The organism is Lelliottia jeotgali, from assembly GCF_016771845.1.
Classification (GTDB): Bacteria; Pseudomonadota; Gammaproteobacteria; order Enterobacterales; family Enterobacteriaceae; genus Enterobacter; species Enterobacter jeotgali.
Genome location: NZ_JAENMQ010000002.1, coordinates 51,759 through 74,216, shown reverse-complemented (window position 1 = coordinate 74,216; position 22,458 = coordinate 51,759). Strand labels below are relative to the sequence as shown.

19 protein-coding genes are annotated in these 22,458 nt (G+C 55.7%); 8 read left to right on the top strand and 11 right to left on the bottom strand.

The window, feature by feature from the left end; translation table 11 throughout:
- Nucleotides 1-89: 89 nt before the first annotated feature.
- A complete protein-coding gene (locus JBO43_RS06800; RefSeq protein ID WP_202673983.1) occupies nt 90-2,480 on the bottom strand; it encodes a glucose/quinate/shikimate family membrane-bound PQQ-dependent dehydrogenase in 2,391 nt (796 codons plus the stop codon).
- A gap of 204 nt (nt 2,481-2,684) precedes the next feature.
- Here JBO43_RS06800 and hpt point away from each other — a divergent pair, with 204 nt between their 5' ends.
- Nucleotides 2,685-3,221, top strand: coding sequence for a hypoxanthine phosphoribosyltransferase (hpt, locus tag JBO43_RS06795; protein ID WP_095280807.1), 537 nt, complete (start codon nt 2,685-2,687; stop codon nt 3,219-3,221).
- A gap of 213 nt (nt 3,222-3,434) precedes the next feature.
- Here hpt and can read toward each other — a convergent pair whose 3' ends face one another.
- Nucleotides 3,435-4,097, bottom strand: a complete 663-nt coding sequence (gene can / locus JBO43_RS06790) for a carbonate dehydratase (RefSeq protein WP_095280808.1) — start codon at nt 4,095-4,097, stop codon at nt 3,435-3,437.
- A 107-nt stretch (nt 4,098-4,204) separates the two neighbouring features.
- Here can and JBO43_RS06785 point away from each other — a divergent pair, with 107 nt between their 5' ends.
- From JBO43_RS06785 to JBO43_RS06770, 4 genes are all read left to right on the top strand, one after another.
- Complete coding sequence (locus JBO43_RS06785; protein WP_202673982.1) at nt 4,205-5,131, top strand: ABC transporter ATP-binding protein; 927 nt, start codon at nt 4,205-4,207, stop codon at nt 5,129-5,131.
- On the top strand, nt 5,128-5,898 hold the full coding sequence (locus JBO43_RS06780) for an ABC transporter permease (protein ID WP_095280810.1): 771 nt from the start codon (nt 5,128-5,130) through the stop codon (nt 5,896-5,898). The genes JBO43_RS06785 and JBO43_RS06780 overlap by 4 nt, the downstream gene beginning before the upstream one ends.
- A 107-nt stretch (nt 5,899-6,005) precedes the next feature.
- Nucleotides 6,006-6,446: a PTS sugar transporter subunit IIA gene (locus JBO43_RS06775; protein ID WP_095280811.1), complete on the top strand. Its 441-nt coding sequence runs from the start codon at nt 6,006-6,008 to the stop codon at nt 6,444-6,446.
- Between the two features lie 63 nt (nt 6,447-6,509).
- A complete protein-coding gene (locus tag JBO43_RS06770; RefSeq protein WP_202673981.1) occupies nt 6,510-7,757 on the top strand; it encodes a polysaccharide deacetylase family protein in 1,248 nt (415 codons plus the stop codon).
- A gap of 1 nt (nt 7,758) precedes the next feature.
- On the opposite strand, the gene panD is transcribed toward JBO43_RS06770, so the two are convergent.
- The 9 genes from panD to thpR all read right to left on the bottom strand — a co-directional run bounded on the left by panD (nt 7,759) and on the right by thpR (nt 14,799).
- A complete protein-coding gene (panD, locus tag JBO43_RS06765) occupies nt 7,759-8,139 on the bottom strand; it encodes an aspartate 1-decarboxylase (RefSeq protein WP_095284178.1) in 381 nt (126 codons plus the stop codon).
- Between the two features lie 111 nt (nt 8,140-8,250).
- Entirely contained in the window at nt 8,251-9,105 is an 855-nt protein-coding gene (gene panC, locus JBO43_RS06760) for a pantoate--beta-alanine ligase (RefSeq protein WP_095280813.1), read from the bottom strand.
- Nucleotides 9,106-9,116: 11 nt separating this feature from the next.
- Complete coding sequence (gene panB / locus JBO43_RS06755) at nt 9,117-9,908, bottom strand: 3-methyl-2-oxobutanoate hydroxymethyltransferase (protein WP_202673980.1); 792 nt, start codon at nt 9,906-9,908, stop codon at nt 9,117-9,119.
- A 122-nt stretch (nt 9,909-10,030) separates the two neighbouring features.
- Complete coding sequence (gene folK / locus JBO43_RS06750) at nt 10,031-10,510, bottom strand: 2-amino-4-hydroxy-6-hydroxymethyldihydropteridine diphosphokinase (RefSeq protein WP_202673979.1); 480 nt, start codon at nt 10,508-10,510, stop codon at nt 10,031-10,033.
- Nucleotides 10,507-11,907 (bottom strand): polynucleotide adenylyltransferase PcnB, encoded by a 1,401-nt coding sequence (gene pcnB / locus JBO43_RS06745; RefSeq protein ID WP_207765889.1) that lies wholly within the window; start codon nt 11,905-11,907, stop codon nt 10,507-10,509. The genes folK and pcnB overlap by 4 nt, the downstream gene beginning before the upstream one ends.
- A gap of 51 nt (nt 11,908-11,958) precedes the next feature.
- A complete protein-coding gene (gene gluQRS / locus JBO43_RS06740; RefSeq protein WP_103948066.1) occupies nt 11,959-12,849 on the bottom strand; it encodes a tRNA glutamyl-Q(34) synthetase GluQRS in 891 nt (296 codons plus the stop codon).
- A gap of 71 nt (nt 12,850-12,920) precedes the next feature.
- Nucleotides 12,921-13,376, bottom strand: coding sequence for an RNA polymerase-binding protein DksA (dksA, locus tag JBO43_RS06735; protein WP_003829221.1), 456 nt, complete (start codon nt 13,374-13,376; stop codon nt 12,921-12,923).
- A 174-nt stretch (nt 13,377-13,550) separates the two neighbouring features.
- Entirely contained in the window at nt 13,551-14,255 is a 705-nt protein-coding gene (gene sfsA / locus JBO43_RS06730; RefSeq protein ID WP_202673978.1) for a DNA/RNA nuclease SfsA, read from the bottom strand.
- Between the two features lie 13 nt (nt 14,256-14,268).
- Entirely contained in the window at nt 14,269-14,799 is a 531-nt protein-coding gene (gene thpR, locus JBO43_RS06725) for an RNA 2',3'-cyclic phosphodiesterase (RefSeq protein ID WP_202673977.1), read from the bottom strand.
- Between the two features lie 73 nt (nt 14,800-14,872).
- Here thpR and hrpB point away from each other — a divergent pair, with 73 nt between their 5' ends.
- The 3 genes from hrpB (at nt 14,873) to fhuA (ending at nt 22,458) form a co-directional block, all read left to right on the top strand.
- Nucleotides 14,873-17,302, top strand: a complete 2,430-nt coding sequence (gene hrpB, locus JBO43_RS06720) for an ATP-dependent helicase HrpB (protein WP_202673976.1) — start codon at nt 14,873-14,875, stop codon at nt 17,300-17,302.
- 130 nt (nt 17,303-17,432) lie between these two features.
- A complete protein-coding gene (gene mrcB, locus JBO43_RS06715) occupies nt 17,433-19,973 on the top strand; it encodes a bifunctional glycosyl transferase/transpeptidase (protein WP_202673975.1) in 2,541 nt (846 codons plus the stop codon).
- A 238-nt stretch (nt 19,974-20,211) separates the two neighbouring features.
- Entirely contained in the window at nt 20,212-22,458 is a 2,247-nt protein-coding gene (fhuA, locus tag JBO43_RS06710) for a ferrichrome porin FhuA (RefSeq protein ID WP_095280821.1), read from the top strand.

Below are 22,458 nucleotides of genomic sequence, written 5' to 3'. Positions count from 1 at the left end.
GGAAAACCGGGCAGATTATCACTCTTCAGGAAGAACGCACTGAACGGTCCCCTCTCCCTTGAGGGAGAGGGCTAGGGTGAGGGGGAAAATTACTTCACATCATCCGGCAACGCATACGCGACAATATAATCGCCCATCTTGGTGCCAAACGAGCCGTGACCACCCGCTGAAATGACAACGTACTGCTTGCCATTCACTTCGTAGGTCATCGGTGTGGCCTGTCCGCCTGCTGGCAGACGGCCTTGCCACAGTTTCTCACCGTTGGTCATGTTATACGCACGCAGATAGTTATCTGCGGTTGCGGCGATGAACAGGACGTTACCAGCGGTAGAGATCGGGCCGCCGAGCATCGGCATCCCCATATTGAACGGCACCGGAACCGGCATCGGGAACGGCATGCTGTCCTGCGGTGTGCCAATACGTTTTTTCCATACGACCTGATTGGTTTTCAGATCCAGCGCGGAGATATAACCCCAGGCAGGCTGTTTACACGGCAGGCCAAACGGAGAAAGGAACGGGTTCAGCGTCACGCCAAACGGCACGCCGTACTGCGGCTGAATACCGGCTTCGGTACCGCTGCCTTTCGCATCTTTCGGCTGCTCCATCGGGTTACCAGGACCGCGTGGGATCAGCTTCGAGACAAACGGCAATGCCATCGGGTTAGCAATCGCTACCTGACGGTTTGGATCGACTGAGATACCGCCCCACTCAAACATCCCCAGGTTCCCTGGGAAGACCAACGTGCCTTGCTCAGACGGCGGTGTGAAGATGCCTTCATAGCGCAGCTGATGGAACATCACGCGGCACACCAGCTGGTCGAACATCGTGGCGCCCCACATGTCCGCGCCGGTCAGATCTTTCTTCGGACGGAAGCTCAGGTCAGAGAATGGCTGCGTTTTTGAAACGTAGTCGCCTTTCGCCGCACCCTGCGGTACTGGTTTTTCTGGAGCCGGAACCACCAGTTTGCCGTTGGTCCTGTCCAGTACGAAGATGTTGCCGGTTTTCGCCGGAGCGTAAATCACCGGAACCGTTTTACCGTCGACGGTAATGTCGGCCAGCGTCGGCTGGGACGGCATATCCATATCCCACAGATCGTGGTGAACGGTTTGATAGCTCCAGGCCAGTTTCCCGGTCGTGGCGTTCAGCGCCACAATCGCGCTGGCGTAGCGTTCCTGCTCTGGCGTACGGTTTCCGCCCCAGATATCTGGCGTGGTCACGCCCATCGGCAGATAGACCAGATCCAGCTTCGCGTCATACGCCGCCGGTGCCCAGGAGTTAGGAGAGTTAAAGGTAAAGGTATGTTCATCCGACGGGATCGCATTGGGATCTTTCGCGCCCGGATCGAAGGCCCACAGCAGTTTCCCGGTATTCACGTCGAAACCGCGAATCACGCCAGAGGTTTCACGGGTAGAGAAGTTATCCGTGACTGAGCCGGCAATGACGATGGTTTTATCGGTGATGATCGGCGGAGACGTCGGCTCATACAGGCCCGGCGTGGTATCCGGCATGTTGGTCTGCAGATTGAGGATACCTTTGTTGGCAAAGGTTTCGCACAGTTTGCCGGTTTCGGCATTGATGGCAAACAGACGGCCATCGTTCACCGGCAGCATGATACGGCGAGGACAATCAGCCACAACTTCCGGGGAGGCCGTTTCCGCGCGCGCTTCGTGGTAAGAGACACCGCGACAGGTCACGTGCTGGAACGAGGTATTGGTGTTCAGCTGCGGGTCAAAGTGCCACTTCTCCTTACCCGTCGCCGCATCCAGCGCGAACAGACGCTGGTGAGCAGTACACAGGTAAAGCATGTCGCCCACTTTGATCGGCGTGACTTCGTTGGTCAGTTCACCCGGATCGTTCGGCTGCTTCAGATCGCCGGTGCGGAAAGTCCAGGCTTCTTTCAGGTTTTTCACGTTATCGGCGTTGATTTGCTTCAGCGGCGAGTAGCGTTGTCCTTCCTGATTACGGCCATACGCCGGCCAGTCACCGTCTGCCACCTGAGAAATGGCGGCAGCAGGAGTGGAATCAGCGCTGAGGGTGCCTTTCACTTCCTGCGGATCGTTAAACCCGGCCCAGGTCAGAATGCCACCCGTGATGAGCAGGGCAACGACCAGTGCGCTCACGGCACCGCTGGACGGAACCAGCAGGCGACGCCAGACGAACGGCAGAATCAACCAGATACCGAAGAAGACGAGGATGTCGCTACGCGGCGTGAGCGCCCAGAAGTCGAAGCCGACCTCCCAGACACCCCAGACCATCGTTGCGAGCAGTAATGCTGCGTAAAGCCACAGCGCGGAACGTTTACGACGCAAAAGCAGGACGGTCACACCTATCATGACCAGGCCCGCAATCGGGTAGTACCAGGAGCCGCCTAACGCGACCAGCCATACGCCACCGGCTAACAGATACAGCGCGCAGAAAGCGGCAAATGCGGCTGTTAACGTTACCAGTAGACGCGGCTGTGGAGATTTTGTTTCAGCCATAGAAAAGTACTCTGTAGTTTGTTAATTATTTGATAGCAATTAATTATAGGTATTAACAAGTGTGATCGGAATCACAAAATGAGCTTTTTGTAACTCATGCGCCAGGCGAATCCATTTGCTGGTATACTGCTGAACTTGTGAATCATTGCCGGACGTATCTACATCCGCAGTGATAGATTGGTTTTAAATCATACGGTTAGTAATATGAAACATACTGTTGAAGTGATGATCCCGGAAGCCGAGATCAAAGCGCGTATCGCCGAACTGGGTCGTCAAATCACCGAACGTTATCAGGACAGCGGCAGCGATATGGTGCTGGTAGGCCTGCTGCGCGGCTCTTTCATGTTCATGGCAGACCTGTGCCGTGAAGTTCAGGTGTCCCATGAAGTGGATTTCATGACCGCCTCCAGCTACGGCAGCGGGATGTCGACCACCCGTGATGTCAAGATCCTGAAAGACCTGGACGAAGACATTCGCGGCAAAGACGTGTTAATCGTAGAAGACATTATCGATTCCGGTAACACCCTTTCTAAAGTGCGCGAGATCCTGAGCCTGCGTGGACCAAAATCCCTCGCGATTTGCACCCTGCTGGATAAACCGACGCGTCGTGAAGTGGACGTCCCGGTTGAATTTGTCGGTTTCTCGATCCCGGATGAGTTCGTGGTGGGTTACGGCATTGATTACGCACAGCGCTATCGCCATCTGCCGTATGTTGGAAAAGTGGTTCTGCTGGACGAGTAAGACTGATGTGGGTGCGGTCTGATGCCCTCACCCCAACTCTCTCCCACAGGGAGAGGGTCAACAAGGCCGGGTAAGGCGAAGCCACTACCCGGTACAATGTTGATGTTTCTGCGGAATTTCGCCCGGTGGCGCTGCGCTTACCGGGCCTACAAAAGCGTGAACGGTGAATCGTAGGCCGGGTAAGGCGAAGCCGCCACCCGGCTTTTTTACAGGTTATTTATGGTTAACGTGCTTGAGCTTCAGGTTGGCAATGCCGGAACGATAGCGTTGTTCCAGGGTTTCGCGGTTGGTGGCGGTCACTTCCAGGTTACGCAGTAATCCGTCATGAATACCGTACGCCCAGCCGTGAACCGAGACTTTCTGCCCGCGCTTCCATGCCGACTGCATAATCGTGGAATGACCCAGGTTATAAACCTGCTCCATCACGTTCAGCTCGCAGAGGGTATCGAGGCGGCGCTCCTGCGGCATTTCGCCCAGCAGTGAGCTATGTTTGAACCAGATATCGCGAATGTGCAGCAGCCAGTTATCGATTAGCCCTAGCTCCGGGTTTTCGACCGCCGCCTGCACGCCACCGCAGCCGTAGTGGCCGCAAATAATGATGTGCTCCACTTCCAGCACGTCGACTGCGTACTGTACGACGGAAAGACAATTGAGATCGGTGTGAATGACCAGGTTGGCAACGTTACGGTGAACAAAAAGTTCACCCGAATCAAGGCCTGTCAGGCGTTCTGCCGGGACGCGGCTGTCAGAGCAGCCAATCCACAAAAAGCGTGGATTCTGCGCTTTCGCCAGCTTCTCAAAAAATCCCGGATCCTCTTCTACCAGCATTTTTGACCATAGTGCATTGTTGCTGATGAGTGTATCTATGTCATTCATAGAGGTTAACGACCTGTAACCGAGTAATAGCGTTGCGCTAATATAGGGTAACTCGACTTTTATTGAAACCACACAACGTGTGTCAGAACTATAGGTAAGTTTAATTCATGACAATTGCACTTGAGCTAAAGCAGCTTAAAAAAGTCTATTCTGGCGGCGTTCAGGCGCTGCGTGGAATCGATCTGCAGGTCGAAGCGGGGGATTTCTACGCGCTGCTGGGGCCGAATGGCGCAGGGAAATCCACCACCATCGGCATCATCAGTTCACTGGTGAATAAATCTTCCGGCAGCGTCGCGGTATTTGGTTATGACCTCGATAAAGACGTGGTGAACGCCAAGCGTCAGCTGGGACTGGTGCCGCAGGAGTTCAACTTCAACCCGTTTGAAACCGTGCAGCAAATCGTCGTTAACCAGGCCGGTTATTACGGCGTTGAGCGTCAGGACGCCATCGAGCGCAGCGAAAAGTACCTCAAACAGCTCGATCTGTGGGAAAAGCGCGGCGAACGTGCGCGGATGCTCTCAGGCGGTATGAAGCGCCGTCTGATGATCGCCCGTGCGCTGATGCACGAACCAAAGCTGTTGATCCTCGATGAACCCACTGCGGGCGTCGATATCGAATTGCGCCGCTCGATGTGGGGCTTCCTGAAGGATCTGAATGACAAAGGCACCACCATCATTCTGACCACTCACTACCTCGAAGAAGCTGAAATGCTGTGCCGCAATATCGGTATCATTCAGCGCGGCGAGCTGGTGGAAAACACCTCGATGAAAAACCTGCTGTCGAAACTGAAATCTGAAACTTTCATTCTCGATCTGGCGGCGAAAAGCCCGTTGCCGAAGCTGGAGGGCTATCAGTATCGACTGGTAGATACTTCCACCCTGGAAGTCGAAGTGCTGCGTGAGCAGGGCATCAACAGCGTCTTCGCGCAGCTGAGCGCGCAGGGCATTCAGGTATTGAGTATGCGTAACAAAGCCAACCGACTGGAAGAACTGTTTGTCTCTCTGGTTAACGATAAACAAGGAGAGCAGGCATGACACATCTTTACTGGGTGGCGCTCAAGAGTATCTGGGCCAAAGAGATCAACCGCTTTATGCGCATCTGGGTGCAGACCCTGGTGCCGCCGGTGATCACCATGACGCTCTATTTCATCATCTTCGGTAATCTGATTGGTTCCCGCATTGGTGAAATGCACGGTTTTACCTACATGCAGTTTATCGTTCCGGGCCTGATCATGATGGCAGTGATCACCAACGCTTACGCCAACGTGGCCTCGTCGTTCTTCAGCGCTAAGTTCCAGCGCAATATTGAAGAACTGCTGGTGGCCCCGGTGCCGACGCACGTGATTATCGCCGGTTATGTCGGCGGTGGCGTGGCGCGCGGGCTGGCGGTCGGGATTTTGGTCACGGCCATTTCGCTGTTCTTCGTCCCGTTCCAGGTGCATTCATGGATGTTCGTGGCGCTGACCTTGCTGATGACAGCGATCCTGTTCTCGCTGGCCGGTTTGCTGAATGCGGTGTTCGCCACCACGTTCGATGACATCAGCCTGATCCCAACCTTCGTCCTGACGCCGCTGACCTATCTCGGTGGGGTGTTCTACTCCCTGACGCTGCTGCCGCCGTTCTGGCAGGCGCTGTCGCACCTCAACCCGATTGTCTACATGATCAGCGGGTTCCGCTTTGGGTTCCTCGGTATTACCGACGTACCGCTGTTTACCACCGTCATCGTGCTGGCCGTCTTCATCATTGCTTTCTATATTCTGTGCTGGTATCTGATCCAGCGCGGGCGCGGACTGCGCACCTAAATATCCTACCCGGCAGCGCACAACCTGCCGGGTCATTTTCTTGATAGTTATCACCCTAAATCAACCTTCACTCCGCTAAACTACTTTCCCCGTTAAGGAGAGACGCTATGCTGGGTTGGGTAATTACCTGTCACGATGACGATGCCCAGGCAATGATCGATCGCCTGGAAAAGAAGTTTGGCCCGCTGCCGCAGTGTTGGGTGGTCAATTACTGGCGTGGACTGAGCACCAATATGCTGAGCCGCATGATGTGCGATGCTCTGCATCAGACGGACACCGGCGAAGGGGTGATCTTTCTGACCGATAAATCCGGTGCTGCACCTTATCGTGCTGCCGCATTGTTAAGCCACAAACATGAAAACTGCGAAGTGATTTCCGGTATTAACTACCCGTTGCTGGAGATGATGTACCCGCTGCGTCAGACGCTCAGCAGCGCGGAGTTCCGCGACACGCTGGTTGGGCAGGAAATACCTGGTGTCAGCAGTCTCTGGCATCAGCAGCAGAAAAACCCGCCTTTCGTCCTGCTCCACGATCTGTATAAGAATTAAACATTGGTATTGATGTCGCTTTTGCTACAATGGCGACTGATTTTTTGTGTCGATAATAATCCCATGTTTATGCGCGTTTTTTTCCTTCTGATGCTGCTGGTTTCCGGCGGTGCGTCGGCCAGTTTATTAAGCCAGCAAGGCTTACCCGCTCAATATATGCAAACCACCGAAGATGCGGCGATCTGGGCGCAGGTGGGCAACGAGGTAGTGAACGTCGGCAATGTCCGCGCGGGGCAAATTCTCGCGGTGGTCCCGACAGCAGCGGACTATTACGAATTTCGCTTCGGCTTTGGCACCGGTTTTATCGACAAAGGCCACCTCGAAAAGGTGCAGGGGAAACAGCGCGTACAGGACAGCCTGGGCGATCTCAACAAGCCGCTCAGCAATCAGAATCTCATCACCTGGAAAGACACTCCGGTTTACAACGCCCCCAACAGCGGCAGCGCTCCGTTTGGTACGCTCAGTTCAAACCTGCGCTATCCCATTCTCAGTAAGCTGAAAGACAGGCTTAACCAGACGTGGTTCCAGATTCGCATGGGCAACCGGCTTGCGTGGGTAAGCAGCCTGGATGCCCAGGAAGACAACGGCATTCCGGTGATTACCTATCATCATATCCTGCGCGACGAAGAGAATACCCGTTTCCGCCATACCTCCACGACCACCAGCGTGCGCGCGTTCAATAACCAGATGACCTGGCTGCGCGATCAGGGCTATACCACCCTGACGATGTATCAGCTGGAAGGCTATGTGCGCAATAAGATGAACCTGCCCGCGCGGGCGGTGGTGATCACCTTTGATGACGGTCTGAAGTCGGTCAACCGTTACGCCTGGCCGATTCTGAAGCAGTACGGTTTTAAAGCGACGGCGTTTATTATCTCGTCGCGAATCAAAGGCCACCCGCAGAAGTGGGATCCTAAATCACTGCAGTTTATGAGCGTGTCGGAGCTGAAAGAGATCCAGGATGTGTTTGATATCCAGTCGCATACCCACTTCCTGCATCGCGTCGACGCCAACAAACATCCGATTTTGCTGAGCCGCAGCGCACATGTGATCTTGTTTGATTTTGAACGCTCGCGCCGCGCGCTGGCGCAGTTCAATCCGCACGTGCTCTATCTCTCGTATCCGTTCGGTGGGTACGATGACAAAGCGGTGAAAGCGGCGAACGAGGCCGGTTTTCATCTGGCGGTGACGACGGTGAAAGGGAAGGTGAAGCCGGGGGATAATCCGTTCTTACTCAAACGCCTGTACATCTTAAGAACGGATTCGCTGGAGACGATGTCGCGGCTGGTAAGCAACCAGCCGCAGGGGTAAATCAGGCAACCTGAACCGGGACCGCTTTCGCGGTGCGTTTCATCTCGTTGTCGCCGTCAAAATAGGCCACTTTCGGCTGCCAGCTGCGCGCCTGCTCGTCCGGCATGGTGACGTAGGTGGCGATAATCAGGATATCACCCACGTCCGCACAGTGTGCCGCCGCGCCGTTCACGGAGATGATTTTCGAGCCGCGTTCACCGGCAATCGCATAGGTCGAGAAGCGTTTGCCGTTGGTGACGTTGTAAATATCAATGGCTTCGTATTCAAGAATACCCGCCGCCTCAAGGAAATCCTGGTCAATCGCGCAGGAACCTTCGTAATGCAGGTCTGCCTGCGTCACTTTGACGCGGTGAAGCTTACCTTGCAGCATTGTGCGAATCATAACGTTACCTTTACTCTTCATGCAGTCCCTCTCCGGCTGGAGAGGGCAGGGTGAGGGGAAACATTCCCCAGGCAAATATCAGCGCAGTATTGCCCGATTTTTAGTCGCTGTCTACTGCGTCAGTTCAACCACTTTATTGTCGATCAGACGTGCCTGGCCCAGCCACGCGGCTACCAAAATCACGGCGCGTTTGCTGGTCTCTGAAAGCTCCAGCAGAGTGTCGGCATCGCGGATTTGCACGTCGTCAGCACGCAGCCCTTTTTCGTTCAATTCTTGTTCCGCAATGGCGATAATCTCTTCCGCCGTCAGCTCGTTTGCGCTGAGTTTTTCCGCCATTGCATTCATGACTTTGCTGAGTCCCGGCGCGATTTTTCGCTGGTCAGCGGTCAGATAACCGTTGCGGGAGCTGAGCGCCAGACCGTCTTTCGCGCGCACAATCGGCACGCCGACGATCTCGATGTCGTAGCCCATGTCCGCGACCATTTTGCGGATCAGCGCCAACTGCTGGAAATCTTTCTCGCCGAAGCAGGCGATATCCGGCTGTACCAGATTAAAGAGTTTGCTGACGATCGTCGAAACGCCACGGAAATGCCCCGGACGGCTGGCCCCTTCGAGCATCGTTGAAATGCCCGGCACGTCAACGAAAGTCGCCCCTTCGGTACCTTGCGGATAGATATCGCCAGGCGCAGGCGAGAAGACGAAGTCGACGTGGTGTTTTTTGAGCTTTTCGCAATCTTCCTGCAGCGTGCGCGGGTAACGCGCCAGATCGTCGGCGCGGTCAAACTGCATCGGGTTCACGAAGATAGAGACCACCACCACATCGGCGCGGGCTTTGGCCTCTTCGACCAGTTTCATGTGGCCGTCATGCAGATTACCCATAGTCGGGACCAGAGCGATACGTTTACCTTCCTGACGCAGGCGGCGAATGTGCTGGCGCAGCAGCGGCAGGGTTTCAATGATTAGCACAACGAGACTCCTTAATGGAAACTGTGTTCTTCACCCGGGTAAACACCGGATTCGACGTCGGCAATATACTGCCTGACCGCAGCGCGCATGTCGCCCGCTGTGCTTAAGAAATTCTTCGCAAATTTAGGAATGTGGCCGCCGGTAATGCCGAAGGCGTCGTGCATCACCAGGATCTGCCCGTCAGTCACGTTGCCTGCGCCAATGCCGATTACCGGAATGGAGAGCGCTTCGGTGACGCGTTTAGCCAGTTCAACAGGCACGCACTCCAGCACCAGCAGCTGCGCACCGGCAGCTTCCAGCGCCAGGGCATCGTCCAACAGAATTTGCCCGGCGTCGCCGCGACCCTGAACTTTATACCCGCCGAAGATATTCACCGACTGCGGCGTTAATCCGAGATGGCCGCACACCGGTACCGCGCGCTCGGTCAGCTTTTTAACGGTCTCAACCAGCCAGGCACCGCCTTCGATTTTCACCATATTGGCACCCGCGCGCATTACCGCGGCGGCGTTTTCAAAGGCTTGTTCAGGTGTGGCATAAGCCATGAAAGGAAGGTCAGAAAGTAACAGGCAATTTGGTGCACCGCGGCGTACGGCGCGGGTGTGATAAGCAATCTCTTCTACCGTCACTGGCAGGGTGGAATCATGTCCTTGTACCGTCATCCCTAACGAGTCGCCGACCAGCATGACGTTAATGCCTTCATCAGCAAACAGTTTGGCAAAGCTGTAGTCATAAGCAGTAATCGTGGCGAAGCGTCTTTTTTCCTGTTTGCATTTCTGCAATAAGGCGATGGTGGTTGGTTTCATAATGTGTCCTGATAGCCCAAAACGAATCTTTGCGCATTCTATCAGTAACATTCAGGGGAACAATGATTTTAGGCAACCGATTAACAGCAAATGTTTTGTGGGTAATCAGCAAAAAAAACGGTTTACCAGAGGGCGGGTTTGTCGGCGTTGAGTTGCTGCAAAATCGCCTGTAACGATTCGCCAGTAGGGAAGGTGAGTTGCGGGGCAACGTCGAAAAGCGGCCAGAGCATAAAACCGCGATTTTTCATGTCGTAATGCGGCACCGTCAGGCGTTCTGTATGAATCACTTCATCGCCAAATAGCATGATATCGAGATCCAGCGTGCGCGGTCCCCAGCGTTCTGCTTTGCGCTGACGGCCCTGGGTGAGCTCAATACGCTGGGTATTATCCAGCAGCGTATCGGCATCGAGGGAGGTTTCAAGCACCACGGCGGCGTTCAGGTAATCAGGCTGATCCTGCGGCCCAAGCGGCGGAGTGCGGTAAAACGCAGAAACCGCCACCAGGCGGCTCTGTGGGATTTCGCTTAACGCCTGAACGGCAGCGTTAACCTGCTCCAGAGGAGAGGCCAGATTGCTGCCGATGGCGATATAAGCAAGCGTCATGCACTGCCTTCGCGGCGCGGTGCGCGTTTACGCGGGCGGCGATGACGGCGACGCGGCTCAGGCTCTTCGTCGAGATTGGTCAGCATCCCTTTTTGTTCCGGCGGTGCGGAAACCTGGAACTCACCCCACCACTGAACCAGACTTTGCAGCTCTTTGTTGTTTTCGATCTCAGCGCGCAGCGCCAGCAGATCGTAAGCCGCACGGAATTTTGGATGCTCCATCAGCTTCCACGCGCGCTTGCCCTGACGGCGAGACATGCGTAACTGCAACTGCCAGATATCGCGAACCAGCGTGGTGATGCGCTTAGGAATCGCCAGCGTACGGCAGGCTTCATCCAGCACGTCGTTCGCGGCCAGCGCGAAAGCGTCGTAATAGGCCAGACCGCTTTCCTGAGCAATTTTCTGCGCAGTTTCCAGCAGCGGATACCAGAACATCGCCGCAAACAGGAACGCCGGATTCACGCGCATATCGTTATGAATGCGGGTGTCGGTGTTTTTCAGCACCTGCGCGATAATGCGTTCCATCGGGCTGTCACCGTTTTCGGTGAAGTAGCGCACAATGGTCGGGAACAGCGGCTGGAACAGGCTGTTTTCACGCAGCAGTTTATAGGTTTCATACCCATAACCGGCTTGCAGCATTTTCAGCGCTTCTTCGAACAGGCGCGCCGGTGGCACGTCGTTGATAAGCGTCGCCAGACGTGGGATCGGCTCGGCGGTTTCCGCACTGATTTGCATATTCAGCTTGGCGGCAAAGCGCACGGCGCGAAGCATACGCACCGGATCTTCGCGATAGCGCGTTTCTGGATTGCCGATCAGGCGAATCACGCCGTCTTTCAGATCCTGCACGCCGCCGACGAAATCACGCACCGTGAAATCGGCCACGCTGTAATAAAGGCTGTTGATGGTGAAATCGCGACGCTGGGCATCTTCTTCGATAGAACCAAAGATGTTGTCACGCAGCAGCATGCCGTTCTGGCCGCGCTGAGACGTAGTGCGATCCGGTGTTCCGCCCGCTTCGTGGTGACCACGGAAGGTGGCCACTTCGATAATTTCCGGGCCAAACATCACGTGAGCAAGACGGAAACGACGGCCTACCAGACGGCAGTTGCGGAATAATTTACGCACCTGCTCCGGCGTGGCGCTGGTCGTCACGTCAAAATCTTTTGGTTTTTTGCCAAGCAGTAAATCGCGGACCCCGCCGCCCACGAGATAGGCCTCGTATCCTGCTTTATTCAGACGATAGAGCACCTTGAGGGCATTTTCACTGATATCTTTGCGGGAAATAGTGTGCTGCTCACGCGGAATAACCGACATATGTGATTGAGCGATAGCGTCATTTGCTACGCTCTCATCGCGGCTTAGCACCTTACGGCAAAAATTAGCGACTCGAGTAAAAATAGTACACCTCGGTAGTGTGTTTTCATTGATCCGAAAAAAAATAGCGGCTAATCATAGCTCAGCGAGACGCATTTGAGAATGCTGGATTTTAGGCACCGCAGACAGCGACCAGCTATCGACAGCTTTTTTCAGCAATTCTTCAACGGATAGATCCTGCCATTCCTGGGTTACATTCTGGTTTAGAAATCGTAAAGCGTCGATCAAAACAGGGCGCGGATCGCCATCGGGTAACGCTGGCGCGTGATTCTGCTTTGAAAGTTTATTGCCTTGTTCATTCACGGCCAGCGGCAGATGAATATAATCCGGCGTCTGCCAGCCAAACTGCTGATACAAAGAAATTTGCCGCACTGTGGGTTCAATCAAATCTGCACCGCGCACAATTTCGGTCACGCCCTGAAAATGATCGTCGACGACCACAGCAAGATTATAAGCAAATAAGCCATCGCGACGATGAATAATAAAATCTTCCCGCGCCAGACGCTCATCGGCGTTAATTTCACCGAGCAGTACATCTTGAAATCGGGTCACGGGATGATGTTGCAACAAACGGACTGCTGCATTTTCTGGCCCATTGTTCAGAGTACGGCAATGACCGTCGTACACACCGCCAGCGCTCTGAATTCGCGCGCGGGTGCAGGTGCAATAATAAGAAAGCCCTTGTTCATAGAGCCACTTCAGGCGTTCGCGGTAGGCGTCGTGACGTTGCGATTGCCACAGTACGTCGCCGTCCCAGTTAAGGCCGTAATGTTCCAGCTGACGCAGGATGGTTTCTGCTGCACCGGGAACTTCACGAGGGGGATCAATATCTTCAATACGCACGCGCCAGATACCGTGCTGAGAACGTGCTTGCAGGTAGCTGCCGAGAGCGGCAATGAGCGAACCAAAATGCAGCTCACCGGAGGGAGATGGCGCAAAGCGCCCGATATAGTCAGATTGAGGCATATTCACGACAGACAAAAAGCCACAAGGCGGGATTAACTCCCGCCTTTATGATCGTTACGACAGGGTCGGGATTAACCCGCCATCTGTTTTTCGCGGATTTCAGCCAGCGTTTTGCAGTCGATGCACAGATCGGCAGTTGGACGCGCTTCCAGGCGACGAATGCCAATTTCTACACCGCATGATTCGCAGTAGCCAAAATCTTCGTCCTCGACCTTCTTCAGCGTTTTCTCAATCTTTTTGATGAGTTTGCGCTCGCGGTCACGGTTACGCAGTTCGAGGCTGAACTCTTCTTCCTGAGCGGCACGGTCTACCGGATCCGGGAAGTTGGCTGCTTCGTCTTGCATATGTGTAACGGTGCGATCGACTTCATCCCGAAGCTGATTACGCCATGCTTCAAGAATACGCCTGAAGTGAGACAGCTGGGCTTCGTTCATATACTCTTCGCCCGGCTTCTCCTGGTATGGCTCCACCCCAGCGATGGCGAGAATACTCAGGGACGATGTTTTACGGTTTTGCCCTTCTTGCATGTTGCTTCTCCTTAACACGCACTATCGATCCCCGTGTGGGGGAAAAATCAGGTCGCTATAAATAGCAGATGCTTTTCCGTAAGGCAATTATCTATACGTAACACTTGACAAGCCTGTGAGGAAAAGCGTATTTGCGCACGCGGCCAGAACACCAAATAGTCATCTTCTAACCCCTTATAACACAACGGGGAGCGTCGACTTCAGAGTCATATTATCGGCAGAAAGTTCCGCTTTATAAGCGAAAACTTCTACCCCCTGCTTTTGTGCCTCATTCAACAATTGTGCGTACTTCGGGTCAATGTGGCGGGCCGGAGAGAATCGTTCAATTGCTGAATGCAAGACGGCAAACAACAATACGGCGCGCTTGCCCGCCGCCGCAACACTTATCAACTCTCGCAGATGCTTTTGGCCGCGTAGCGTCACCGCATCCGGAAAGTAACCGTTATCCCTGTCTGCTAACGTCACTGATTTGACTTCAATATAGCACTCCGGGCGGTCATTCGCCTGGAGCATAAAGTCAATTCTGCTGCCTTCCTCGCCATATTTCACTTCGCCTTTAATCTGGCTGTATCCCGTAAGCTCAGGAATCAGCCCGGCGTCGATGGCCTCTTTTACCAGAGGATTCGCACGCTGGGTATTCACGCATATAAATGCACCGTCCTGAGTCTCGGTAATTTCCCAGGTGTGCGCATATTTGCGTTTAGGATTATCGGACGTAGAGTACCAGACCGTGTCACCCGGCGTAGCGCAGCCGGTCATCGCCCCGGTATTTGGGCAGTGCAGCGTCAAGTGCTCGCCTTCGGGCGTCACGACGTCGGCGAGAAAACGCTTATAGCGCTGAATCAGAGTGGCTTGCTGTAAAGCAGGGGTAAACTTCATCGTGAATCCTTGATTAGTCGCTCAACGGCCAGCGCGTGAGTCGCGTATAGCGGGTGCGTCCCTGGCTGAATACCGATTCATAAAGCACAAATTCCGTTACCGGAAAACTCCAGCTAAAGCCGGGCGCGGGAATAGCGACGGCATGGTTGGTGTTGCGCAGCAGGGTGATATGCGGGTGAAACGGCTGTGGACTTTGATAGCAGCCGCTGCGTGCGGCCTGAGCGCGCAGTAAATTCGCCAGCTGCAACAAACCGCGCGGCGGCTGACGCGTGCCGAGCCATACCACGCGAGAACGCAGCCACTGGCCGGCGTCATCCAGATTCAACGTAAAACCCGGCTGGCGGATGCGCCCGGCCATCGCCGACAGCGCCTGCTGCTTCTCCGCGCTCACCTCACCGAGAAACGCCAGCGTCAGATGTAAATTGGCGGCCGCCACCGGGCGGCCCGCTTCTGCCGGGAAATTCGCGGCGCGCCAGCGAACAATTTGCCGCTGTATTTTTGCAGGTGGCTCGATGGCGAAAAACAGGCGTTTCGGCTCAGACATAAGGGGGGCTCGGTAATGATATGCGGCGATGCTACAATGTCCGCCGCCTAATGTTAACCCTCTGGAGCTGTTCGTGTCCTTATTGCCGGTCGCCGCCGTACTGCCTGAGCTACTTGCCGCCTTACGACATGCCCCTCAGATCCTGCTGAATGCGCCAACGGGCGCGGGTAAATCGACCTGGTTGCCGCTGCAAATCCTCAAAGAGGGGAATATTCCCGGAAAAATTATTCTGCTGGAGCCGCGCAGGCTGGCGGCCCGCAACGTGGCGCAGCGGCTCGCTGAACTGCTGGGCGAAAAGCCGGGCGAAACGGTCGGGTATCGTATGCGCGCCGAAACCTGCGTCAGCGCCGCGACGCGTCTCGAAGTGGTGACCGAGGGCATTCTCACTCGAATGCTGCAGAACGATCCGGAGTTGAGCGGCGTTGGTCTGGTGATCCTCGATGAATTCCACGAGCGCAGCCTGCAGGCCGATCTGGCGCTGGCGCTGCTGCTCGATGTGCAGCAAGGGCTGCGCGACGATCTCAAATTGTTAATCATGTCCGCGACGCTGGATAACGCACGTTTGCAGCAGATGCTGCCTGATGCCCCCGTGATTTCATCCGAAGGGCGGGCGTTTCCCGTCGATCGTCGCTATCAATCGTTACCCGCTCATCAGCGTTTTGATGAAGCCGTTGCTATTGCCACCGCAGAGTTACTGCGTCACGAGCCCGGCTCGCTGCTGCTGTTTTTACCCGGCGTCAGTGAAATTCAGCGCGTCCAGGAAAAGCTCGCTTCCCGCGTCGGCAGCGATGTCATGCTCTGCCCGCTATACGGCGCACTTTCGCTGAACGAACAGCGCAAAGCGATCCTTCCTGCACCCGCCGGGCAGCGCAAAGTGGTGTTGGCGACTAATATTGCCGAGACCAGTTTAACCATTGAAGGTATTCGTCTGGTGGTCGATACCGCGCAGGAGCGGGTAGCGAGTTTCGATCCCCGTACTGGCCTGACGCGTCTTCTGACACAGCGCATCAGCCAGGCGTCGATGATTCAGCGTGCGGGCCGCGCCGGGCGACTGGAGCCGGGGATTTGCCTGCATCTCATCGGCGCGGAACAGGCAGAACGCGCGACAGTGCAGGGCTCGCCGGAAATCCTGCAAAGCGATCTTTCCGGGCTACTGCTGGAATTACTGCAATGGGGTTGCCTGGATCCGAGCCAACTGACCTGGCTCGACCAGCCGCCAGCAGTGCATCTGGCGGCGGCACGTCGATTGCTCACGCAGCTCGGCGCGCTGGAGAATGAACGCCTGTCGTCACGCGGTCAGAAAATGGCGACGCTAGGCAACGAACCGCGTCTGGCGGCGATGCTGGTGGCGGCAAAAAATGATGACGAAGTGGCAAGCGCCGCGAAACTTGCGGCGATTCTGGAAGAGCCTCCGCGTGGCGGAAGCAGCGATCTGGCCTCGGCATTTTCGCGCAATCAGCCTAACTGGCAGCAGCGCGCGCAGCGGCTTAGCCAGCGCCTGAACAGTCGCGGTGGTGCGCTGGACAGCGATCTTATCGCCGGTCTGCTGGCGCAGGCTTTCCCCGACCGGATTGCGCGCCGTCGCGGGCTGGACGGTCGTTATCAGCTGGCGAACGGCATGGGCGCCATGCTCGACAGCGACGACGCGCTGACCCGCCACGAGTGGCTTATCGCCCCGCTGCTGTTGCAGGGGAGTTCATCCCCGGATGCGCGTATTTTGCAGGCTATCGCCGTGGACATTGAGGTTCTGACTCGCACCTGCCCGCAGCTGTTGCAGCAATCGGACACTATCGAGTGGGACGATGCGCAGGGCACGCTGAAAGCGTTTCGCCGCAGCCAGATTGGCAGGTTGACTGTCAGCGTAAAACCGCTGGCGAAGCCCTCCGAAGAGGAACTGCATCAGGCGATGCTCAATGGCATTCGCGATAAAGGGCTGAACGTGCTCAACTGGACGCCGGAGGCCGAACAATATCGCCTGCGGTTGCACTGTGCCGCGCGCTGGTTGCCGCAATACGCGTGGCCGGCGGTTGACGACGAGTCGCTGTTGGCCTCGCTGGAATCGTGGTTATTGCCGCAAATGAGCGGCGTGCATTCTCTGAGAGCCCTGAAATCGCTGGATGTGAAGCGGGCGCTTGAGAATTTACTCGACTGGTCATTACGTCAACGTCTGGATAGTGAGTTGCCTGGGCATTACACTGTGCCGACCGGAAGCCGGATTGCCATTCGATATCATGAGGATAATCCCCCGGCTCTGGCGGTGCGGATGCAGGAGATGTTTGGCGAAGCGACTACGCCGTCGATTGCCGAAGGGCGCGTTTCGCTGGTGCTGGAGCTGTTGTCGCCCGCCCATCGTCCGCTGCAAATCACCCGCGACCTGGGCGCGTTCTGGGCCGGAAGTTATCGTGAAGTGCAGAAAGAGATGAAAGGGCGCTACCCGAAACACGTCTGGCCGGACGATCCGGCGAATACCGCGCCGACGCGGCGCACGAAGAAGTATTCATAGGTGTGTGCGGTTTGATCCCCTCTCCCTTGAGGGTGAGGGGGGTTAATGTTTTTGAGAGATTTCTTCTTTCACCGCTGGGTGGAAGAAAAGAGAATCGGGCCATTGCGCCTGAATGTTGCGGAGAGAAAGCATGGCGGGGAATGACCGCGAGCCAATAGGACGTAAGGGTAAACCTGCGCGTCCGGCGAAGGAAAAAATCAGCCGTCGTCGCCTCAGAGATGAGGATTATGACGATGACTATGAAGACGATGATGAGGATGAGCCGATGCCACGCAAGGCTAAAGGCAAAGGGGGCAAACCTCGCGGCAGACGCGGCTGGTTCTGGCTGCTGCTGAAGCTGTTTATTGTATTTGTCGTTCTGATGGCAATTTATGGCGTGTATCTGGATCAGAAGATCCGCAGCCGTATCGACGGTAAAGTCTGGCAGTTGCCTGCGGCGGTCTATGGCCGCATGGTCAACCTTGAGCCAGACATGTCCATCAGCAAGAACGAAATGGTCAAACTGCTGGAAGCTACGCAGTACCGCCAGGTGACGAAGATGACCCGTCCCGGCGAATTTACTGTGCAGGCGGGCAGCATTGAGATGATCCGTCGTCCGTTTGATTTCCCGGACAGTAAAGAGGGGCAGGTGCGCGCGCGTCTGACCTTTGACGGCGATCATCTGGAAACTATCGAAAACCTGGACAGCAACCGTCAGTTCGGTTTCTTCCGTCTCGATCCGCGCCTGATCACCATGCTCTCCTCGCCAAACGGCGAGCAGCGTCTGTTCGTGGCGCGTAATGGCTTCCCGGATCTGCTGGTGGATACTCTGCTGGCGACAGAAGACCGTCACTTCTACGAGCACGACGGCGTGAGCCTGTACTCGATTGGTCGTGCGGTACTGGCGAACCTGACGGCTGGCCGTACGGTGCAGGGGGCGAGTACCCTGACCCAGCAGCTGGTGAAAAACCTGTTCCTCTCCAGCGAACGCTCCTACTGGCGTAAGGCCAACGAAGCGTACATGGCTGTGCTGATGGACGCCCGCTACAGCAAAGATCGCATTCTTGAGCTGTATATGAACGAGGTGTACCTCGGTCAGAGTGGCGATAACGAGATCCGCGGCTTCCCGCTGGCGAGCCTGTACTACTTTGGTCGTCCGGTGGAAGAGCTGAGCCTCGACCAGCAGGCACTGCTGGTGGGCATGGTGAAAGGCGCGTCGATCTACAACCCGTGGCGCAACCCGAAACTGGCGCTGGAGCGTCGTAACCTGGTTCTGCGCTTGCTGCAACAGCAGCAGGTTATCGATCAGGAGCTGTACGACATGCTGAGTGCCCGTCCGCTGGGCGTTCAGCCGCGCGGCGGCGTGATTTCACCTCAGCCTGCGTTTATGCAGATGGTGCGTCAGGAGCTGCAAACTAAGCTCGGCGACAAAGTGAAAGATCTCTCCGGCGTGAAGATCTTTACCACCTTTGATTCCGTGGCGCAGGACGCCGCCGAGAAAGCCGCCGTTGACGGTATTCCGGCGCTGAAAAAACAGCGTAAGTTGAGCGATCTGGAAACCGCGATGGTGGTGGTCGACCGCTACAGCGGCGAAGTGCGCGCGATGGTCGGCGGAGCAGAGCCGCAGTTCGCGGGCTACAACCGTGCGATGCAGGCGCGTCGTTCGATTGGTTCCCTGGCCAAACCGGCAACGTATCTCACCGCGCTGAGCCAGCCGAATCAGTACCGACTGAACACCTGGATTGCCGATGCACCGATTGCGCTGCGTCAGCCGAACGGCCAGGTGTGGTCTCCGCAGAACGACGATAAACAGTTCAGCGGACAGGTGATGCTGGTGGATGCGCTCACGCGTTCCATGAACGTCCCGACGGTGAATCTCGGTATGGCGCTGGGCTTGCCAGCGATTACCGATACCTGGGAAAAACTGGGTGTGCCGAAAGATCAGCTTCATGCGGTTCCGGCGATGATTCTGGGGGCGCTGAACCTGACACCAATCGAAGTAGCGCAGGCGTTCCAGACCATTGCCAGCGGCGGTAACCGTGCGCAGCTTTCTGCGGTGCGCTCGGTGATTGCCGAAGACGGCACGGTGCTGTATCAGAGCTTCCCGCAGGCGGAACGCGTGGTTCCGGCGCAGGCGGCGTACATGACGCTGTGGACCATGCAGCAGGTGGTGCAGCGCGGTACGGGTCGTCAGCTTGGCGCGAAATATCCGGGCCTGCATCTGGCGGGTAAAACCGGGACCACCAACAACAACGTCGATACCTGGTTCGCCGGTATTGATGGCCGTGAAGTGGTGATTACCTGGGTGGGACGCGACAACAACCAGCCGACCAAGCTGTATGGTGCCAGCGGGGCGATGTCGATTTACCAGCGCTACCTGACCAACCAGTCGCCGGTGCCGCTGAACCTGACACCGCCGGAAGATATCGTCGATATGGGCGTGGATGAATCCGGTAACTTCGTCTGCGGCGGCGGGATGCGAACGCTTCCGGTATGGACGGACAAACCGGAATCCCTGTGCCAGCAAAGCCAGCCTGAACAGCCGACGGGCAATCCGTTTGAGCAGTCTCAGCCTCAACAGCAGCAGCCGCAGCAACAGCAGCAGCCGCAGCAACAGCAGCAGCCGCAGAATGAGAAGAAAGACAGCGACGGCGTCGCGGGCTGGATCAAAGACATGTTCGGCAGTAACTAAGTCTGTGAATACCCTCTCCTGCGGGAGAGGGGATTTATTCACGCATACAAAACATATTCCTAACCCTTATTTAATCCTGTTTTAACCCCTCATTTTCCCTCTGGTTATTTCTTATACCCTCAATTCTTGTAGGGCCGCATATCGCTTGCTATGCCGCCAGCGTTTCGCATATTATTCTGCGGTCATAATAATAATTCTCGTTTACGTTATCATTCACTCTTTCATCAGAGATATACCAATGGCGTCCAAAACTGCTCAGCCAATGAGTCCTTCACTGCGTAAAATCGCAGTCGTTGTAGCCACAGCGGTGGGTGGCATGTCTGCTTTTGCACATGCGGCTGAAACCACGAAAAAAGAAGAAACGATTACTGTAACGGCGGCTCCTGCTGCGACAGAAAGTGCATGGGGCCCGGCGGCAACGATCGCGGCACGTCAGTCTGCGACCGGCACCAAAACCGATACTCCGATTCAGAAAGTTCCACAGTCTATTTCTGTGGTGACCGCCGAAGAGATGGCACTGCACCAGCCGCGCTCGGTGAAAGAGGCGTTGAGCTACACCCCTGGTGTTGCGGTTGGTACGCGCGGTGCGTCCAACACTTATGACTATCTGGTAATTCGCGGTTTTGCCGCTGATGGTCAGAGCCAGAACAACTACCTCGACGGTATGAAGATGCAGGGCAACTTCTATAACGACGCGGTAATCGACCCTTATATGCTGGAGCGCGCTGAAATCATGCGCGGTCCGGTTTCCGTCCTGTACGGAAAAAGCAGCCCAGGCGGTTTGTTGAATATGGTGAGTAAGCGTCCGATGACGGAACCGCTGAAAGAGATCCAGTTCAAAGTCGGCACCGACAGCCTGTTCCAGACTGGGTTTGACTTCAGCGATGCGATTGATGATGACGGCGTGTATTCCTACCGCCTGACCGGTATCGCGCGTTCGAATAATGCCCAGCAGGAGCGTGCGGAAGAGCAGCGTTATGCCATCGCGCCATCGTTCTCCTGGCGCCCGGATGACAAAACCAACTTCACCTTCCTCTCTTATTTCCAGAACGAACCGGAAACCGGTTATTACGGCTGGTTGCCAAAAGAAGGGACGGTTGATCCGCTGCCGAACGGTAGCCGTCTGCCAACCGATTTCAACGAAGGTGCGAAGAACAATACCTACTCCCGTAACCAGAAAATGGTTGGGTACAGCTTCGACCACGAATTCAACGATACCTTCACTGTGCGTCAGAACCTGCGCTTTGCTGAGAACAAAACCTCGCAAAACAGCGTGTACGGTTACGGCGTCTGCTCCGATCCGGCGAACGCAGGCAGCAAGCAGTGCGCGGCATTAGCGCCAGCGGACAAAGGTCATTACCTGGCACGTAAGTACGTGAAGGATGACGAGAAGCTGCAAAACTTCACCGTCGATACCCAGTTGCAAAGCAAATTTGCCACCGGCGCGTGGGACCACACCCTGCTGACCGGCGTTGACTTTATGCGTATGCGTAACGACATCAACGCCTGGTTCGGTTACGACGACTCCGTACCGTTACTGGATCTCTACAACCCGGTGTACACCGATTTCGATTTCAACTCGAAAGATCCGGCGACATCAGGTCCGTATCAGATCCTGAATCGCCAGAAGCAAACGGGTCTGTACGTACAGGATCAGGCGCAGTGGGATAAAGTGCTGGTCACTCTGGGCGGTCGTTATGACTGGGCCGATCAGGAATCCTACAACCGTGTTTACAACACCACATCCAAGCGTGACGATACTCAGTTTACCTGGCGTGGCGGCGTTAACTACCTGTTTGATAACGGCGTAACCCCGTACTTCAGCTACAGCGAATCCTTCGAACCGGCTTCTCAGACCGATGCGCAGGGTAAACTGTTCTCACCTTCTAAAGGTAAGCAGTACGAAGCGGGCGTGAAATACGTGCCGAGCGATCGTCCAATCGTGTTGACCGGTGCTATTTACCAACTGACCAAAACCAACAACCTGATGGCTGATCCTGCGGGCTCATTCTTCTCCGTTGAAGGCGGCGAAATCCGTTCACGCGGCGTGGAAATCGAAGCCAAAGCGGCGCTGTCTGCCAGTGTTAACGTGGTCGGTTCTTACACTTATACCGATGCGGAATACACCACTGACACCAACTACAAAGGCAACACCCCAGCGCAGGTGCCAAAACACATGGCTTCCCTGTGGGGCGACTACACCTTCTTTGATGGCGCGCTGTCTGGCCTGACCGTCGGTACCGGCGGACGTCTGACCGGTTCCAGCTACGGCGACCCGGCGAACTCCTTCAAAGTGGGCAGTTACACTGTTGTCGATGCCCTGGTACGCTACGATCTGGCGCGCTTCGGCATGGCGGGCTCTAACGTCGCGGTTCACGTCAACAACCTATTGGATCGTGAATACGTCGCGAGCTGCTTCAACACCTACGGCTGCTTCTGGGGTGCTGAACGCCAGGTTGTCGCCACGGCGACCTTCCGCTTCTAA

Bases quoted from the DNA above. Each gene is read 5' to 3' on its own strand.
- JBO43_RS06785 (WP_202673982.1), top strand. From the start codon at position 4,205: ATGACAATTGCACTTGAGCTAAAGCAGCTTAAAAAAGTCTATTCTGGC.
- sfsA (WP_202673978.1), bottom strand. From the start codon at position 14,255: ATGAAGTTTACCCCTGCTTTACAGCAAGCCACTCTGATTCAGCGCTAT.
- panD (WP_095284178.1), bottom strand. From the start codon at position 8,139: ATGATTCGCACAATGCTGCAAGGTAAGCTTCACCGCGTCAAAGTGACG.
- JBO43_RS06800 (WP_202673983.1), bottom strand. From the start codon at position 2,480: ATGGCTGAAACAAAATCTCCACAGCCGCGTCTACTGGTAACGTTAACA.
- gluQRS (WP_103948066.1), bottom strand. From the start codon at position 12,849: ATGCCTCAATCTGACTATATCGGGCGCTTTGCGCCATCTCCCTCCGGT.
- panB (WP_202673980.1), bottom strand. From the start codon at position 9,908: ATGAAACCAACCACCATCGCCTTATTGCAGAAATGCAAACAGGAAAAA.
- mrcB (WP_202673975.1), top strand. From the start codon at position 17,433: ATGGCGGGGAATGACCGCGAGCCAATAGGACGTAAGGGTAAACCTGCG.
- hpt (WP_095280807.1), top strand. From the start codon at position 2,685: ATGAAACATACTGTTGAAGTGATGATCCCGGAAGCCGAGATCAAAGCG.
- dksA (WP_003829221.1), bottom strand. From the start codon at position 13,376: ATGCAAGAAGGGCAAAACCGTAAAACATCGTCCCTGAGTATTCTCGCC.
- folK (WP_202673979.1), bottom strand. From the start codon at position 10,510: ATGACGCTTGCTTATATCGCCATCGGCAGCAATCTGGCCTCTCCTCTG.
- can (WP_095280808.1), bottom strand. From the start codon at position 4,097: ATGAATGACATAGATACACTCATCAGCAACAATGCACTATGGTCAAAA.
- JBO43_RS06775 (WP_095280811.1), top strand. From the start codon at position 6,006: ATGCTGGGTTGGGTAATTACCTGTCACGATGACGATGCCCAGGCAATG.
- JBO43_RS06770 (WP_202673981.1), top strand. From the start codon at position 6,510: ATGTTTATGCGCGTTTTTTTCCTTCTGATGCTGCTGGTTTCCGGCGGT.
- fhuA (WP_095280821.1), top strand. From the start codon at position 20,212: ATGGCGTCCAAAACTGCTCAGCCAATGAGTCCTTCACTGCGTAAAATC.
- JBO43_RS06780 (WP_095280810.1), top strand. From the start codon at position 5,128: ATGACACATCTTTACTGGGTGGCGCTCAAGAGTATCTGGGCCAAAGAG.
- thpR (WP_202673977.1), bottom strand. From the start codon at position 14,799: ATGTCTGAGCCGAAACGCCTGTTTTTCGCCATCGAGCCACCTGCAAAA.